Annotated in this window: 12 protein-coding genes; 2 read left to right on the forward strand and 10 right to left on the reverse strand. The window is 73.1% G+C overall.

Annotation, left to right across the window (positions count from 1 at the left end; all coding sequences use genetic code 11):
* The first annotated feature begins 5 nt into the window (after positions 1-5).
* A complete protein-coding gene (locus tag IF30_RS0124800) occupies positions 6-2,243 on the forward strand; it encodes a hypothetical protein (RefSeq protein ID WP_030242471.1) in 2,238 nt (745 codons plus the stop codon).
* A gap of 165 nt (positions 2,244-2,408) precedes the next feature.
* On the opposite strand, the gene IF30_RS0124805 is transcribed toward IF30_RS0124800, so the two are convergent.
* The 4 genes from IF30_RS0124805 to IF30_RS0124820 form a co-directional block, all read right to left on the reverse strand.
* Positions 2,409-3,779 (reverse strand): S53 family peptidase, encoded by a 1,371-nt coding sequence (locus IF30_RS0124805; protein WP_030242473.1) that lies wholly within the window; start codon positions 3,777-3,779, stop codon positions 2,409-2,411.
* Positions 3,780-4,061: 282 nt separating this feature from the next.
* Positions 4,062-4,820 (reverse strand): 3-oxoacyl-ACP reductase FabG, encoded by a 759-nt coding sequence (gene fabG / locus IF30_RS0124810; RefSeq protein WP_030242476.1) that lies wholly within the window; start codon positions 4,818-4,820, stop codon positions 4,062-4,064.
* A 166-nt stretch (positions 4,821-4,986) separates the two neighbouring features.
* Positions 4,987-6,186 (reverse strand): thiolase family protein, encoded by a 1,200-nt coding sequence (locus IF30_RS0124815; protein WP_030242478.1) that lies wholly within the window; start codon positions 6,184-6,186, stop codon positions 4,987-4,989.
* A gap of 45 nt (positions 6,187-6,231) precedes the next feature.
* Positions 6,232-7,395, reverse strand: a complete 1,164-nt coding sequence (locus IF30_RS0124820; RefSeq protein ID WP_030242479.1) for an acyl-CoA dehydrogenase family protein — start codon at positions 7,393-7,395, stop codon at positions 6,232-6,234.
* 265 nt (positions 7,396-7,660) lie between these two features.
* On the opposite strand from IF30_RS0124820, the gene IF30_RS0124825 reads away from it, so the two are divergent.
* Positions 7,661-8,305 carry a TetR/AcrR family transcriptional regulator gene (locus IF30_RS0124825; protein WP_030242482.1) on the forward strand — a complete coding sequence of 215 codons (645 nt, stop codon included), beginning with the start codon at positions 7,661-7,663 and terminating at the stop codon, positions 8,303-8,305.
* 131 nt (positions 8,306-8,436) lie between these two features.
* Here the strand turns inward: IF30_RS0124825 and IF30_RS0124830 are convergent, their stop codons facing one another.
* From IF30_RS0124830 to egtA, 6 genes are all read right to left on the reverse strand, one after another.
* The gene (locus tag IF30_RS0124830) at positions 8,437-9,552 is read right to left on the reverse strand and encodes a nitric oxide synthase oxygenase (protein WP_051711078.1); all 1,116 of its coding nucleotides are present in this window, start codon (positions 9,550-9,552) and stop codon (positions 8,437-8,439) included.
* A gap of 397 nt (positions 9,553-9,949) precedes the next feature.
* Positions 9,950-11,374, reverse strand: coding sequence for a sugar porter family MFS transporter (locus IF30_RS0124835; protein WP_030242487.1), 1,425 nt, complete (start codon positions 11,372-11,374; stop codon positions 9,950-9,952).
* 242 nt (positions 11,375-11,616) lie between these two features.
* On the reverse strand, positions 11,617-12,588 hold the full coding sequence (gene egtD, locus IF30_RS0124840; RefSeq protein ID WP_030242488.1) for an L-histidine N(alpha)-methyltransferase: 972 nt from the start codon (positions 12,586-12,588) through the stop codon (positions 11,617-11,619).
* Positions 12,589-12,635: 47 nt separating this feature from the next.
* The gene (egtC, locus tag IF30_RS0124845; RefSeq protein WP_030242489.1) at positions 12,636-13,385 is read right to left on the reverse strand and encodes an ergothioneine biosynthesis protein EgtC; all 750 of its coding nucleotides are present in this window, start codon (positions 13,383-13,385) and stop codon (positions 12,636-12,638) included.
* The gene (gene egtB / locus IF30_RS0124850; protein WP_078891657.1) at positions 13,385-14,830 is read right to left on the reverse strand and encodes an ergothioneine biosynthesis protein EgtB; all 1,446 of its coding nucleotides are present in this window, start codon (positions 14,828-14,830) and stop codon (positions 13,385-13,387) included. Before egtB ends, egtC begins: the two co-directional genes overlap by 1 nt.
* Positions 14,827-16,182, reverse strand: coding sequence for an ergothioneine biosynthesis glutamate--cysteine ligase EgtA (gene egtA / locus IF30_RS0124855; RefSeq protein WP_324605652.1), 1,356 nt, complete (start codon positions 16,180-16,182; stop codon positions 14,827-14,829). The genes egtB and egtA overlap by 4 nt, the downstream gene beginning before the upstream one ends.
* Between the last annotated feature and the right edge of the window lie 144 nt (positions 16,183-16,326).

A 16,326-nucleotide genomic window follows, 5' to 3' on the forward strand; every position in this document is an offset into this window, starting at 1 on the left:
CTCCCGTGACCGCCCCCGTGTTCGTGTCGGCCGCCGCGCCGCCGTCCGGCCCGCAGCCGGTCGGGCATCAGCCCGCGCAGGCGCCCACGCCGCCGTCCGCGCCCCCCGTCGCGCCGCCGGTCCCACCCACCGGGTGGACCCTCACCGGTCTTCCGGCAGCAGGCCCGGCAGGCCCGGCGACGCCGCCGCCGTTCCCCGCCGCGGGCGGGCTGCCGGGTGGCGCACCGGGCGCCGCCGTCGCCGGTGCGGGCGGGCTCGGTGCCGCGCCGCGCGGGCGGATCCTGGTGATCGAGGGCGGGTACGGCAACTCCGGCCGCCGTACCTGGGGCCGGGGCGGCCCGGCGCAGGCGCCGGTCCTCTCGGCCATGCTCGCCGCCGTCTCCCCGCAGGTGCTGCTCGCCGCCGACGCGGTGGACGCCGTCCACCTCCCCGGCGCCAGCGACCCGCACACCGTCCTCGCCCACCTGCGCGCCGCGTCCCGGCACCCGGGGCCGCTGCTGGTGCACGTGGGCGGCCACGTGGTCGCCGACAAGCGGGGCGGCCAGCTCCAGCTGACCCTGCGCGACGCCAAGCAGGACGGCCTGCCCTGGCAGGCCGTCGCCGCCGAGCTGAGCCACCGTCCGGCCGAGTGGCAGACCCTCGTCATCGCCGACCTGAGCGCCGACCAGAACGCCTGGCCGTACCTCCAGGGCACCGTCTCACCGCTCAGCGAGGGCATTCCGCTGTGGGCGGTCGTCAGCCCGGACCCGGAGCAGATCGGCACCTTCACCCGCGCCCTGATCGAGGCGCTGCACGGCGGGCGCCCCGGCGCGGGCGATGTGCTCGCGCCCGAACAACTGCGGCAGCAGGTCTACTCGGTGTTGCGGCCGGACGTGGTCATCCTGGCCACCCACGCGCCGGACCGCCCGTTCTTCCGCAACACGGCCCGGCGCGGCGACGCCCTGTCGGCCGAGACGCCGCAGCCGACGGAGACGGCGTCGACCCCGGACGCGATGCCGGTGACGCCGGTGGCGGACGCGGTGCCGGCCATGGACCCGACGCAGTTCCCGCCGCCCGCGGCGCCGGTGTTGCCGCGCCAGACGCGGCCCGCGGACGGCACCGCCACCCGGTCGGTGACCGCCCCGCCCACTACGGCCGCGACGGCCACCGACGGCGGCCCGGTCAGCCTGGTCAAGCCGGGGGTGCCGCCGACCCCGCCCCGCCCGGCCCGCCCGGTCAGCCTGGTGAAGGTGGCCGAGGTGGTCGAGGTGGCCGAGGTGGCCGAGGTGGTCGAGGCGGTCGCCGGACCGGGCGTGACCCTGCGCAAGACCGCGCCGGCCGCCGTCGTGCCGGAAGACGGCACGGAGACGGTCACCTCGTCCGACCCGGCCTCGTCCGTGACCGCCGTTTCCGAGGCCGGCAAGCCCACGGCCGGAGTCACGCTCCTGAAGGGCGGTGGCGCGAAGGCCGAGGACGTCCTCATCGAGGATGAACTCCCGCAGGCGGAGGCGACGGCGTCCGGAGACGTCGTGGACGTTGAAGCCGCCGTGGACGCCGCCGAGGACGTGGCAGAGCCCGCAGGGCCGGCGGAGGCCGCCGAGGAACCCGAGGACGCCGTCCCGGCCGATGCCGTGCCCGCCGAGGTCGCGTCTGCTGACGCTCCGTCGGCCGATGTCACGCCGCAGGACGACGTGCCCGCCGCCGAGGCCCCGGCCGACGCGCCGCCCGCTTCGGCGGAGGTAGCGGCCGAGACGCCCGCCGATGCGCCTGCCGATGCGCCCGCCGATGCGCCTGCCGAGGCCCCAGCCGATGCGCCGGAGGCCGGCCTGCCCCGCCCGGACTACCGCGAGATCATCGGACGGATCGTCCGCAGCGCCGATGCCGGGGACCACGCTGCTGCGACCGACCTGGCGTTCGCCCTCGAACTGGAGGCGATCGCTGAGCACGGAGCCGTCTCCGAACCGGTTCTCCAGGTCCGCCAGGTCCGGGCGCACGTGTGTCGGCTGGCGGGCCGCCCGGCCGAGGCCGCGGACATCTACCGCGAGGTGGCCCTGACGCTGCTCCGTTCGCAGGGCCCGGACCACCCGGAGACCCAGCAGGCGGCCACCAACGCCGAGGCATGCTGGCGTTCGATCACCGATCGGGCGGAGGCCATCCGCATCGCCCCGGAGATCATCGAGCTGCGCGCCTATCTTCCGGGTCCTGAGGGCCGGAAGCTGCGCGCCGCCGAGCGCTACCTCGCCCAACTGGCCGCCACCGGCTGACGCGTGCCACAAGCCGGGTAGCAGAAGCCGGAAGCCGGAAGCCGAAAAGACGAAAGTCAGCGGACGGACAACAGGTAACGGGTAGCGGGTAACAGAAAACAGCGGACAGATAACAGATTTCGAAATCTGTTATCTGTCCGCTGTTACTTGTCAGCCGTTACGCGGTCAGCGACCGGCGATCGCGTGCACGAACTTCGAGGCGTCGATGGTGCCCAGGCCGCTGGCGAGGTCGTAGCCCGCCGTGGCGTTGTAGCCGGTGACACCGTTCCAGCCGTTGTCGCCGTCCTTCACGTCCACGATGCCGCTCCACTGGCTCGGGAGCAGGCTCAGGCCGTACAGGCGCCAGTTGAGCTGGCCGAGGCGGTGGCCGGCGAGCTGGTCGGCGAGGGCGACGACACCCGAGAAGATCGGGGTGGCCTCGCTGGTGCCGCCGGTGAGGTGCCAGCCGACCGCGGTCGGGTCGTAGGACTCGTAGGTCCAGGCCCCGCCGTCGACCGCCGCGCTCATGCTGATGTCGGGCGTGCCGCGGTGGTTGCCGGTGACGTTGGCGACGCCCGCCTGGTACCACGGCCGCTCGAAGATGCCGGAGACGCCGCCGCCGCCGGCGCCGGACTGGTCGTGCCACACCTTGTCGGCCGCGGTGCGCTTGCCGGAGTCGTCCAGCGTGAGCTGGGTGCCGCCGATGGAGGTGACCAGCGGGTCCGAGGACGGCCAGGAGTTGACCTTGTACGGGTAGAGGTCGGTGCCGTTCTCCTTCGCGTCGGTGGCACCGTTGTCGCCGGACGCGGCGAGCACCGTCACGTTGCGGTCGGCGGCGGCCTGGAAGGCGTAGCGCAGGTCGGTCAGGGACTTGAAGTCGCCCTTGTCGTACCCGGGGAAGGTGTTCTCGGTCGCGCCGAAGCTCTGCGAGATGACGTCGCCGCGGCCGGACTTGATGAGGGCCTTCTCGGCGTCCATCATCTCGGGCAGGCCGGTGGTGCCCTCGGTCTCGGCGACTCCGGTCTCGACCAGGACGATGTGCGCGTCGGGGGCGACCGCGTGGGCGTACTCGACGTCCAGGGTGGTCTCGCCGGCCCAGCCCGTGTGGTCGGGGTTCTTCGGGTCGAAGACGGGGACGTTGCCCCACTTGACCACCTCGACGTTGGTGTCCGGGATGCCCCACTGCTTGTCGAAGACCTCCAGGTCGTGCTGGATGGTCGGCGAGCCGAAGGAGTCGACGATGACGATCGTGCGTCCCTTGCCGGTGATCCCCTGGTCGTACAGCGGGTTCAGGTTGTAGGCCGCGCGGTACTGCAGCGGGGAGTAGCAGTGGAGGCCGATCTGGCTGACGCACTGGGTGGTGGTCAGCGGGGCGGGGCGCGCCTGGGCGTTGTGGTGCCCGAAGGAGGCGGGGCGGACGTGGACGCCCGTGAGGTCGTGCGAGGGGGCGGCGGTCGCGGCGCCGGCGGCCGGTACGGCGATGGTGCCGGCGGTCAGAGCGGTGGCTCCGACGGCGAGCAGAGCCAGGGCGCGGCGGAGGGGAGCGGGGCTGCCCATGGAACTCCTTGGGACGCAGGGCCCGACCTGGTCCGGTCGGGTCGGTTGGGCCATCCCATCGAGTGCCACATGATCATGCCATAGTCATTTGGTGGGGTCATACGATCAAGGTCATGGTCATGCTCGGCCACGAGAAAAGGTAAAGGCCGTCCCAGGTGAAGGTAACCCTGCACCTGGGACGGCCATCTGATGACACGTCAGTGATATTCAATGAATATCAAGCGTATCCACTGGGGGCCGGTCGGTTCAACCAGGACCCCTGGAAATTCCGGATCACCCGGACTATCGGGCCCCGCCGTTGACGTACAGGGTCTGCCCGCTGACGTACGAGGCGTCCTCGCTCGCCAGGAAGGCGACCACCGACGCCACCTCCTCCGGCTGCCCGACCCGGCGCAGCGGCGTCCGGGCGGCGACCTCGGTCTGGTGGTCCTCGGCGGTGCTGCCGACCCGCTCGGCGGTGGCCGCGGTCATGGCGGTGGCGATGTACCCGGGGGCGACGGCGTTGACGTTGATGTTGAACGGCCCGAGCTCGATCGCCAGGGTCGCGGTGAGGCCCTGGATGCCGGCCTTGGCGGCCGCGTAGTTGGCCTGGCCCCGGTTGCCGAGGGCGGAGCGCGAGCTGAGCGAGACGATCTTCCCGTACTTCTGCGCCACCATGTACTTCTGCGCGACGTGGCTGCAGTTGTACGCGCTGGTCAGGTTGACCGTCAGCACCGCGTCCCAGTCGGACTTGGGCATCTTGAAGAACAGGTTGTCCCGGGTGATCCCGGCGTTGTTGACCAGGATGTGCAGACCGCCGAGATCGGCCGCGACCTGCGCGAACACCGCGTCGACGGCGTCGTAGTCGGCCACGTCGCAGCCGTACGCCCGGGCGGTGCCGCCCTTGGCGGTGATCTCGGCGACCGTCCCGGCGGCCCGCTCGGCACTGAGGTCGACCACGGCGACCGCCGCGCCCTCCTCGGCCAGCAGCCGGGCGGTGGCCGCCCCGATGCCCTGTGCCGCGCCGGTCACCACGGCGACCTTCCCCGCGAAACGCCCCATGTGAACTCCTTGGAAGAGTGTGAAGACGGCCGACGGATGACAGATTTCATCATCTGTCATCTGTCATCTGTCATCTGTCAGCCGTCGGCTGTTGCCTACTGCCCACTGCCTACTGCCGTACTGCTGCCCTTCGGCCCGCTGTCCGCCGCCGGTCACCCGCCCGCGGTCAGGCGTTCTCGACCAGCACGGCCGTACCCTGCCCGACGCCCACGCACATGGTGGCCAGGCCGCGCCGGGCGCCGGTGCGGCGCATCCGGTGCAGCAGGGTGGTGAGGATGCGGGCGCCCGAGCCGCCCAGCGGGTGGCCGAGGGCGATCGCCCCGCCGCTGGGGTTGACCAGTTCGTCGGCCTGCGCGGGGTCGAACCCGATGCCGTCGGCGGAGGCCAGCGCCTGGGCGGCGAAGGCCTCGTTCAGTTCGGCGGTGTCCAGGTCGGCGAGCGACCAGCCCGCCCGCCCGAGCACCTTGGCCGTGGCCGGCACCGGACCGATGCCCATGACGTCGGGGTGCACCCCGGCCGAGGCGCCGGCCACGTACCGGCCGAGCGGCTGCAGGCCGAGGTCGCGCAGCGCCTCCTCGCTGACCAGGACCAGCCCGGCCGCGCCGTCGTTCATCGGCGAGGCGTTCCCGGCCGTCACGGTGCCCCCGGCGCGGAAGACGGGCTTGAGGCCGGCGAGCTTCGCCAGGCTGGTGTCCTCGCGGATGCTCTCGTCCTGGCCGACCGTCACCCCGTCGGGCCGCTCGACCGGGACCAGTTCGGCGTCGAAGTGCCCGTCCTTTCGGGCCGCGGCGGCCCGCTGGTGGCTGCGCAGCGCGAAGGCGTCCTGGCGCTCGCGGTCGATGCCGTACCGGCTCGCCACCTCCTCGGCGGTCTCGCCCATGCTGAGCACGCCGTGCAGTTCGGCCATCCGGGGGTTGGTCAGGCGCCAGCCGAGCCGGGTGTCGTAGGTCTCCATCCGGTGCGGCAGTGCCTCGTCGGGGCGGGGCAGGACGAACGGGGCGCGGGTCATCGACTCGCAGCCGCCGGCCAGGACCACGTCGGCCTCGCCGGAGCCGATGGCCCGGGCGGCGAGGGTGACGGCTTCCAGGCCTGAGGCGCAGAGCCGGTTGACGGTGGCTCCGGGGACGGTCTCCGGCAGGCCGGCCATCAGGACGGCCATCCGGGCGGCGTTGCGGTTGTCCTCGCCGGCCTGGTTGGCGGCGCCCCAGTAGACGTCGTCGATCCGGGCCGGGTCGAGGGCGGGTACGTCGGCGAGCAGGGCGCGCAGCACGGTGGCCGAGAGGTCGTCCGGCCGGACCGTGGCGAGCGCTCCGCGCAGCCGGCCGATGGGTGTGCGGCGGGCTGCGGCGAAGTAGACGGGACGCACGTCGTCGGGCTCCTTGTGAGGTGGGCGGGGATGCTCTTGCGGGGGTCAGAAGGCGTTGACGCCGGTGAGGGCGCGCCCGATGAGCAGTTGGTGGATCTGGCTGGTGCCCTCGTAGAGGGTCATCACGCGGGCGTCGCGCAGGTACTTGCCGACCGGGTACTCGTCGATGAACCCGTACCCGCCGAACACCTGCAGTGCGTTGTTGGCGGACCGGACGGCGGCCTCACTGGCGTAGAGCTTGGCGACGGAGGACTCGGTGGCGAACGGCAGGCCGCGGTCGATGTGGTCGGCGACCTTCCAGGTGAGCAGTCGGGCCGCTTCGACGTCCACGGCGATGCCGGCCAGCAGTTCCTGGACGAGTTGGTGCGAGGCGATCGGCCGGCCGAACTGTTCGCGCTCGCCCGCGTAGCGGACCGCGGCCTCCAGGCAGGCGCGGGCGATGCCCACGCAGCCGGCCGCGACCGACATCCGGCCCTTGGCGAGCGCGGCCATCGCGACCGTGAAGCCCTTGCCGACCTCGCCGAGCCGGGCACTGTCCGGTACCCGGACGTCCTCGAAGGAGAGTTCGGCGGTGGCCTGGCCGCGCAGGCCGAGCTTGCCGTGGATCTCGGTGCGGGTGAAGCCGGGCAGGTCGGTGGGGACCAGGAAGGCGGTGATGCCCCGGTGGCCCTGGTGTTCGGGCTCGCTGCCGCCGGTGCGGGCGAAGACCAGGGCGACGTCGGCCCAGGTGCCGTTGGTGATGAACATCTTGCTGCCGCTGATCAGCCAGTCCGCGCCGTCCCGCTCCGCGCGGGTGGTGAGGTTGGCGGCGTCCGAGCCGGTGCCGGGCTCGGTGAGGGCGAAGCAGGCGAGTGCCTCGCCGGAGGTGAGCCGGGGCAGCCAGTGCCGCTTCTGCTCCTCGGTGCCGAAGCCGTTGATCGACTTGCCGACCAGGCCGAGCGAGACGGAGACGATTCCGCGCACCGCCGAGTCGCCGCGTCCGAGTTCCTCCAGCACCAGGCAGTAGGCGAGGTGGTCGCCGTCGCTGCCGCCGTACTCCTCGGGGATGGTCAGCCCGAGGAAGCCCACCTTCGCCAGCTTGCCGATGATCGCGCGGTCGACGGACTCGACGCGGTCCCACTCGGCGGCGTACGGCACGATCTCGCGGTCGGTGAAGGAGGCGGCGAGGTCCCGGACGGCGCTCTGCTCCTCGGACAGTTCCAGGTTCACGGCGGCTCTCCCGACTCGGGCCCGGCGGTGGCTGCGGCTACGGCTGTGGCCGCGGCCTCGGATACGGCGACGGCTGCCGTGGCGGCGACGGCGCCGGCGATGCCGACTGCGGCTGCCACGGCTGTCACAGCGGCTCCGGGCGTTAAACTAGCGCTGCAAGTTTTATGGAGGGACTGTAGCCCCGGCCGGCCCGCGCTGGGAAGGGGCACCTGCCAGAATCGGTCCCCACCGCACCCGACCGGAGGAACCGGAGGCAGTCGCCGAGATGGCCCGTCCACGCACCCCGCTGCTCAGCCGCGAGCGCATCGTCGTCGCCGCCCTGCGGCTGATCGACGACGAGGGGCTGGACGCCCTGTCCACCCGTCGCCTCGCCACCGAGCTGTCGGTCAGCGGGCCGTCGCTCTACAACCACTTCGCCACCAAGGACGAGTTGCTGGACGCGGTGGTGGACAGCGTCATCGGCGAAGTCGACCTGTCGATGTTCGGTGCCGCGGGGGCCCCGTGGCCGGAGGCGCTGTACGACTGGGCCCGCTCCTACCGGGCCGCCCTCGCCGCCCACCCCAACATCGTCCCGGTGCTCGCGCAGGGCCCGGGGCGTCGGCCGAACGCACTGCGCCTGGCCGACGCGGTCTTCGGCCACCTGGTCGACGCCGGGTGGCCGCGCGGCCAGGCGACCCGGATCGGCGCGCTGATGCGCTACTTCGTCACCGGTTCCGCGCTGGCCTCCTTCGCGGCCGGTTTCCCGGCGGACGCCGAGGTCTACGACGCGGCCGACTACCCGCACCTCGGCGAGGCGCACCGGCTGGCCGGGCACCGCGGGGCGGTCGACGAGGGTGCCTTCGAGACCGGCCTGGAGGCGCTGCTCGAAGGCCTCGCCCTGCGCTACGCCCGCCTTCCCGAGCGCGCCTGACGCCGCCCCGGCGGCCCAGCCGGTTCCACCGGCCCCACCGCCGGTGCAGCGGGCAGCGGGGCGGCCGGGCAGCTCCGGGAAGGCCAGGCAGCACCAGGACGGCCGGGCGCCACCGGGGCAACGGGATGGGGCTACCAGGGCACGCGGGGGACGAAGGCCGGCCGCAACGCCGGGTCCACCGGGTCGTAGTACCGGTGGTAGACCGGCGTCAGCCCGCCCGAGACCGGGGGCACGATCCAGCTCCAGTCCGCCGGAGTGGGCCGGCCGAGCCGCTTCTCCTGGGCGACGTGCTTGAGGAAGCGCTCCGACTCGGTGTGGTGGTCGGCGATCGTCACCCCGGCCTCCTGGAAGGAGTGCAGCACCGCGATGTTGAGCTCGATCAGCGCGCGGTCGCGCCAGAGCGTGCGGTCGCTGGAGGTGTCCAGCCCGAGCCGCTCGGCCACGGTGCCGAGCATGTCGTAGCGGTCGGCGTCGGCGAGGTTGCGGGCGCCGATCTCGGTGCCCATGTACCAGCCGTTGAACGGCGCGGTGGGGTAGCGCACCCCGCCGATCTCCAGGGTCAGGTCGCTGATCGCGGGCACCGCGTACCAGCGCAGCCCGAGGTCGGCGAACCAGTGGTGCTCGGGGTGGCTGAGTGCCACCTCCAGCGTGGTGTCGTCCGGCAGTTCGTACCAGGCCGGGCGCTCGCCCGGGCGTTCCTGGATCAGCAGTGGCAGCACCTCGAAGCGTTCCTCGGCGCACTTCCACCCCAGGTCGCGGGCCCGGGCGGCGAGCACCGTGCCGGCCGGGTCGCCGACGGGGCCGCCCTCGGTGCGGTGGCCTGCGTAGCGGACCAACTGCTGGTTGAGGATGCGCGCGGCCGGGCGGCCCGGGCGGTCGGGGGCGAACACCGACACCACCGGCCGGATCCGCCCGCCGTTGCCCGCCAGCCGCAGGTGCTCGAAGCACTCGGCGGCGATGTCGTCGGCCGCGGACAGGTGACGCAGGTCGCGGACCATCAGGCTGCGCCAGTAGAGCCGGCCGATGCAGCGGGCGGCGTTGCGCCAGGCGAGCCTGGCGCCGTAGGCGAGTTCGGCGGGGGTGTGCCGGTAGCTGCCCGTGCGGTCGATCTCGTCGAGGACGGCGCGAAGGCGCGGTTCCGGATCCCCGGCGGCGGGCTGCTCGCGGTGGAACTGCCGGACGAAGTCGGCGGCCTGGCCCGGGTCGGTGAACGGCGGGGGAGCGGGCGCGGGTTGCGGGCCGGGCAGCGGTTGCGGCTGCGCCGTGTGCGTCGGCTCCGTCGGGTACGGCTGCCGGACGGCGTGCGTCGGCTCGGCCTGGCGCGCTTGCGCTTGCGCGTGCGTGTGGGTGTGGGCGTACGGGCAGCCGACGGTGGGCGCGGCGGCCGCGGGTGTGCGCGTGCGAAGCCGGTTGAAGATCAAGGACACATCCCTCCTGTCGGGACAGGAGTACCGAATGTGCGCGGTCCGCCGCTGGGAGTGAACGATTCGGCCCCCGCACCCGCGCCGAGCGCGCTAGGGTGCGGGGGCCGAAGGTCCGACAGTCGGATCAGCCGATGTTCGACGGACTGCCGGCGTCGGACGGACTGCAGACGTGCGACGTGCGACGTGCGACGCGAGGCGTCCGGTGGTCGGCGTCCGGGCGTCAGCCCATGTCCTCCAGGCGGATGCCCTTCGTCTCCTTCAGGTACCTGGCCACGAAGAGGGCGGACAGCGCCGCGAAGGCGGCGTAGATCAGGTAGGTCACCGACAGGTTCCACCGCGACATCGACGGGAACGACACCGTGATCGCCCAGTTCGCGATCCACTGCGCGGAGGCGGCGACGGAGAGCGCGGCGGCCCGGATCCGGTTCGGGAACATCTCGCCGAGCATCACCCAGACGACGACGCCCCAGGACATGGCGAAGAACAGTACGAAGGCGTTGGCGGCGATCAGCGCGACGGTGCCCTGCAGGTCGGGCAGGGTGAGGTTGTCGCCGCTGCCGGTGGCCGAGGAGAACGCCCAGCCGGCCGCGCCGAGGGCGACCGCCATGCCGACCGAGCCGATCAGGGCGAGCGGCTTGCGGCCGATCCGGTCGACCAGCACGATCGCGATCACGGTGCCGAGGATGTTGATGACCGAGCCGATGAAGCTGATCAGCAGCGAGTTGCTCTGGTCGATGCCGACCGACTGCCACAGGATCGACGAGTAGTAGAAGATCACGTTGATGCCGACCAGCTGCTGGAACACCGACAGTCCGATGCCGACCCAGACGATCGGCAGCAGGCCGAACCGGCCGCCGAGCAGGTCACGGAAGCGCGGGCGGTGGTCCGAGGCGATCAGGGCCTGGATCTCGGCGATCCGGGCGTCGGTGTCCACGCCCTCGCCCTCGACCGCGGCGAGCACCTTGCGGGCGTCGGCCAGGCGGTCGGCCTGGATCAGGAAGCGCGGGGACTCGGGAATCACCGAGGAGAGCGCGAAGTAGACCGCGGCCGGGACGACGCAGATGCCGAGCATCCACTGCCAGGCCTCCAGGCCGAGCAGCTGGCCCCGGGTGTCGCCGCCGGCCGCCCGCGCCAGCACCCAGTTGACCAGCTGGGATATCGCGATGCCGAGCACGATCGCGGCCTGCTGGAAGGAGGCCAGCCGGCCCCGGTACTTGGTCGGTGCGACCTCGGCGATGTAGGTCGGGGCGATCACCGAGGCGATGCCGATGGCCGCACCGCCGAGGACGCGCCACAGGGCGAGGTCCCAGGCGGAGAACGGCAGCATCGATCCGACGGCGCTGACCGCGAACAGCAGCGCGGCGACCTTCATGACCTTGATGCGGCCGTACCGGTCGGCGAACCGGCCGGCCAGCGCCGCGCCGATCGCCGAGCCCAGCAGGGCCGAGGAGACGATCAGGCCGGTCACGCCGTCGCCGACGCCGAACTTGTCCTGGATGCCGGAGACGGCGCCGTTGATCACGGAGCTGTCGTAGCCGAACAGGAACCCGCCGAGGGCCGCGGCTGCGGTGATGAAGACGACGAAGCCGAGGCGGCCGGGCGCGGGGGCCTCGACCGCCCCGGAGGGCTTCTGGGTGACGCTCACGATCTGACTCCTGGTACTCAACGCTGAGCTCGGTAGCGCGATCGTAAGCCCGTTCGTTTAACTCTTGTACATCGGGGCCTCGATTTCGCCATTGAGAATTCGTAAGGTGAAAAGGCAAATTGGGCGTGCCGGGGCCCCGTGCGCGGCTCATCGGCCCGCGGCTCACCCGCCCCGCGACTCACCCGCCCGTGGCTCACCTGCCCCGCTGCCCGTCCGCCGCTCCGGCGCGCCCCCGCTCCCCCTCAGGCGGGGGTGGAGAGCGAGAGCCCGAACCGGCCCTCCGGATCCGTCCACCAGTGGTCCAGCCGCAGCCCGGCCGCCGCCAGCTCCTCGTCGACCCGCTCCCGGCGGAACTTGGCCGAGACCTCGGTGCGCAGCTCCTCGCCCTGCTCGAAGTGCACCGGCAGGTCCAGGGCCGGGATCTTCACGGTCTGTGAGCGCAGCGAGCGCAGTCGCATCTCGATCCACTCCCGCTCCGCGTCCCAGAGTGCGACGTGCTCGAAGGCGCCCGGGTCGAAGTCGGCGCCGAGTTCGCGGTTGAGCACGTTGAGCACGTTCCGGTTGAACTCGGCGGTGACCCCGGAGGCGTCGTCGTAGGCGGCGACCAGCACTGCCGGGTCCTTGACCAGGTCGGTGCCGAGCAGCAGGAAGTCGCCCGGGTCGAGGGCGGCCCGCAGGCGGCTCAGGAAGGCCGCGCGTTCCTCGGGCAGGAGGTTGCCGAGGGTGCCGCCGAGGAAGGCGACCAGCCGCGGACCGCCTTCCGGGGGGAGTCCGAGCCGGGCGGTGAAGTCGGCGAGCACGCCGTGCACGGCCAGCCCGGGGTACTCGGCGGCGAGCGCGGCGCCGGCCGCGGTCAGCGCGCTCTCGGAGACGTCCACCGGGACGTACGTCTCCAGGGTGCCGAGCGCGCGCAGGGCGTCCAGCAGCAGCCGGGTCTTCTCGGAGGAGCCGGAGCCCAGCTCGACCAGGGTGCGGGCGCCGGTGGCGGCGGCGATCTCGCCGGCCCGGGCGGTCAGGATGGCCCGTTCGGCGCGGGTCGGGTAGTACTCGGGCAGCCGGGTGATCTCCTCGAACAGCTCGCTGCCCCGCGCGTCGTAGAACCACTTCGGCGGCAGCCACTTGGGTGCGGCGGTCAGTCCGTGCCGCACGTCGTGGTGCAGTGCGGTGCTGAAGTGGTCGGCGGGCAGCAGTCGGACCAGATCGAAGGTGTCCATGACAGGGTGGTTCCTCTGTTCAGAAGATGAAGGGAGAGTGGGAGTGGTCAGTATTGGTTCGGGAGCTGCTGGACGGTGACGCCGCCGGCGTCCGCCAGCAGCAGCGAGCCGTCCGGGACGGCCGTCCAGCCCGGTCCGTCGTCGTACGGCTCGGAGGCCACCACCGTGCCCAGACCCGGCAGGGTGCGGTGGTGCAGGTTGTCACCCCAGGCGGTCGCGGCGATCGCGGTGCCGTCGGTGAGGAGGAGGTTCAGCCGCCCGCCGGTGTGCGCGGCCACGTCCGCGACGGTGGCGGCCAGGGCCTCGCCGAGCCCGGCGCCGGCCCGCAGCCGGTGCAGGGTGAGGGCCCACAGCAGGGCCGAGTCGGTGCGCGCCTCCAGCTCCAGCAACTCGGCCGGGGGGAGCAGCCCGGCCAGCGCGTCCAGCTTGCCCGGCCAGCCGGCCACCGCGCCGTTGTGGCTGAACAGCCAGCGCTCGGCGGCGAACGGTGCGGCCGCGCCCTCGCCCGGCGCGCAGCCCTCGGTGGCGGAGCGGACGGCCGCCAGCAGGGCCCGGGTGCGGACTACCCGGGCCAGGTCGGCGAAGCTCTCGTCCGCCCAGATCGGCCCGGTCCGGCGGTAGCGGGCGGGCACCTCGTCGCCGTCCGCGTACCAGCCCAGGCCGAAGCCGTCCACGTTGACCGTGCCGTACTGCTGCGTCCGTGGCGCCCAGGACTGCCGGTACAGACCGTGCGGCGGGTGCACCAGCAGCTCGCGCGGCGCCACGGGCTCGCCCAGGTAGGCGATGTGGCGGCACATCAGTCGCGCTCCGCGTCGCGGGCGGTGCGGAACCCGGCGAAGATCTGCCGCCGGACCGGATAGTCCCAGTTGCGGAAGGTGCCCCGGCAGGCCACCGGCGCCACCGCGAAGCAGCCGCCGCGCAACACCTTGTACTCCGGGCCGAAGAACACCTCCGAGTACTCCTGGTACGGCCAGGCGCGGAAGCCCGGGTAGGAACGGAAGTCGCTGGCCGTCCACTCCCACACGTCGCCGATCAACTGCCGCACGCCGTAGGGGGACTGGCCGTCCGGGTAGCTGCCCGCGCCGGCCGGGCGCAGATGGCGCTGGCCGAGGTTGGCGTGTTCGGGGCCGGGCGGTCCGTCGCCCCAGGGGTAGCGGCGGGAGCGGCCCCCGGCCGGGTCGTGCCGGGCCGCCTTCTCCCACTCCGCCTCGGTCGGCAGCCGTCGCCCGGCCCACCGGGCGTACGCGTCGGCCTCGTACCAGCTGACGTGCAGCACCGGCTCGTTCGGCGGTACGGGTTCGACCGAGCCGAAGTGGCGGCGGAGCCACTGGCCGCCCTCGCGCCGCCAGAACAGCGGGGCGGTCAGATCGGCGCGGCGCCGGTGCTCCCAGCCCTCCGGAGTCCACCAGCGCGGGTCGTCGTAGCCGCCGTCCGCGATGAACCGCTGGTAGGCGGCGTTGGTGACGGGTGTGGTGTCCAGCAGGAAGGCCGGCAGGTCGACGACGTGCGCCGGGCGCTCGTTGTCCAGCGCCCACGGCTCGGTGTCCGTGCCCATCGTGAACGGCCCGGCGGGAATGAGGACCTCGGCGGGCAGCGTGGCCGCGTCGGCGGGTGGGGGCGGCGGCGGAGGAGCGGCCAGAACCGGCTCGCCCTTGCGGAGCTGGTGGGTGATCAGCATCGTCTCGTCGTGCTGCTGCTCGTGCTGGGCGATCATCCCGAACGCGAACCCGGCCTCCAGCAGCGGCGCACCCTCCAGCGGACTGGCGGCGAGCAGGTCCAGCACCCGGCCGCGCACGTCGTGGGCGTACGCGCGGGCCTCGGCGGGCGCCAGCAGGGGAAGGGCGGGGCGTTCGGCCCGGGAGTGCTGGAAGGCGTCGTACAGCGGGTCGATCTCCGGGTGCATCGGGTCACGGCCGCCGACGTTGCGCAGCAGCCACAGCTCCTCCTGGTTGCCGATGTGCGCGAGGTCCCAGACCAGCGGGGACATCAGCGGGGAGTGCTGGGCGGTGAGGTCGCCGTCCTCGACGCAGTCGGTCAGCGCGGCGGTCCGGGCGCGGGCGGCCAGCAGTTCGGCTGCGATGGTCTCGCGCAGGTGCTCGGTGCCGCGCAGGTGCTCGGTGCCGCTGGAGGTGCCGTGCAGGCCCCCGGAGCCGTTGGAGGTGCCGGGCAGGCCCCCGGTGCCGTTCGCCTCGACCCCGGCGGCGGGGGCTGTGGTCGGGCCGTTCGGTCGGACGTCGGTCATGGTGCGGCCTCCTCCGGGGGAGTGCGTCGGGTGCCGGAGCGCAGGGCGTCCAGCTGGTCGTCGGCCGGGCAGCGGCCGCGCGCGGGATAGCGCTCGGCGAACTCGGCGACGGCGGTGCGCAGCCACCCGGCGCCGGGCAGGCGGCCCAGCGCGGCGTCGGCGGCGGCGAAGCAGGTGAGGGCGGCGCGGCGCAGCTCCGGGTCGGCGACGGCCAGGGTGGCGGCGCGGCGCCAGACTTCGCTGCGCGGCGGGCGCGGGCCGTCCCGGCACTCCAGCGGCTCCAGTGCGGCCAGCGCGGTGTCGGCGGCCACCGGGTCGTCCAGCAGTGCGGTGACCAGGGCGGCGACCACCATCCAGCCGTCCCCCGGTTGGGCGTCGACCATCCGCAGCTCCAGGTGGCCGTGCGGGCGCACCGGGGGGAAGAGGGTGGTGCGGTGGTAGTCCAAGTCCGCGAGCGTGGGCGGGCGTTCACCCGCGCCCCGGATCCAGTCGCGGAACGTCAGCCCGGGCGGGGCGGTCCACGGAAGCCCCTCCGGCCGCTGCATGCACAGGACTTCGGCGTCCAGCACGTACTGGGCCCAGGCCTCGCGCGGATCGCCGTGGTCCGGCGCCGGGGCCAGTGTGCGGGTCGGGTCCATCCGGGACCAGACGGTCTGCCGGGTCGACCGGTGGCCGGTCGGCTTCCCGTCCAGGAGCGGGGAGTTGGCGAAGGCGGCGACCAGCACCGGACCCAGCCGGTGGACGAGCTGCCAGCGGCGCTCCATCGCGTGCGGACCGCCCGTGTCACCGGCGTCCAGGCACACCTGCACCGAGGCGGTGCCGGTCATCATGATCCGGCCCCAGGGCCCGGCGGAGTCGAAGAAGCGCTCCATCGCGAGGTAGCGCGGGTGGTGGTCCAGCACCATCCGGCGGGGCCGGGCCAGGGGGTCCGTACCGGTGCCGGTGAGTCGAAGGCCCTGCGCCGCGAAGGCGGCCCGCAGGGCGGTCAGATCGCGCCGGGTGTCGTCGACGCAGGCGAGGAGGCCGTCGGCGGGCGGGGAGCTGAGCTCGACCTGTCCGCCGGGTTCGAGCGTGAGGCGCGAACCGGAGGGGAGCGAATCGCCGGCGGGCCCGCCGAGGGGCAGCGAGTCCAGTGCGGCGTGGAGCTGGTCCGGCCGGACGGGCCGGGTGGGACATCGGTCGTCGTGGACGAACCACTCGACTTCGACACCTACCAGTCGAGGTGGTCCGATCTTGAAACAGACGCCCGACACGTGGCTGCGCGCCCCCGATTCGGTCAGCGGGGTCACCCCTGTCGGGGGCGGTGGCGTGCTCTGCCGGTCGGGCGGAGTGGTGCGGGATGTCGGTATCACCGGACTCACCATCCTCGGGATCACGATTGCGGCCCGGTCTACTTTGCCCAGTCTGCTACGGAGCATGCGGGCGCGCTCCGCAAATATCGTGTGAATGTTCGTTTCCCCAGGTCAGGGGCGTGACGAACGGGTGAATCGGGGTTT

Source organism: Streptomyces sp. NRRL S-350, assembly GCF_000719705.1.
Taxonomy (GTDB): domain Bacteria; phylum Actinomycetota; class Actinomycetes; order Streptomycetales; family Streptomycetaceae; genus Kitasatospora.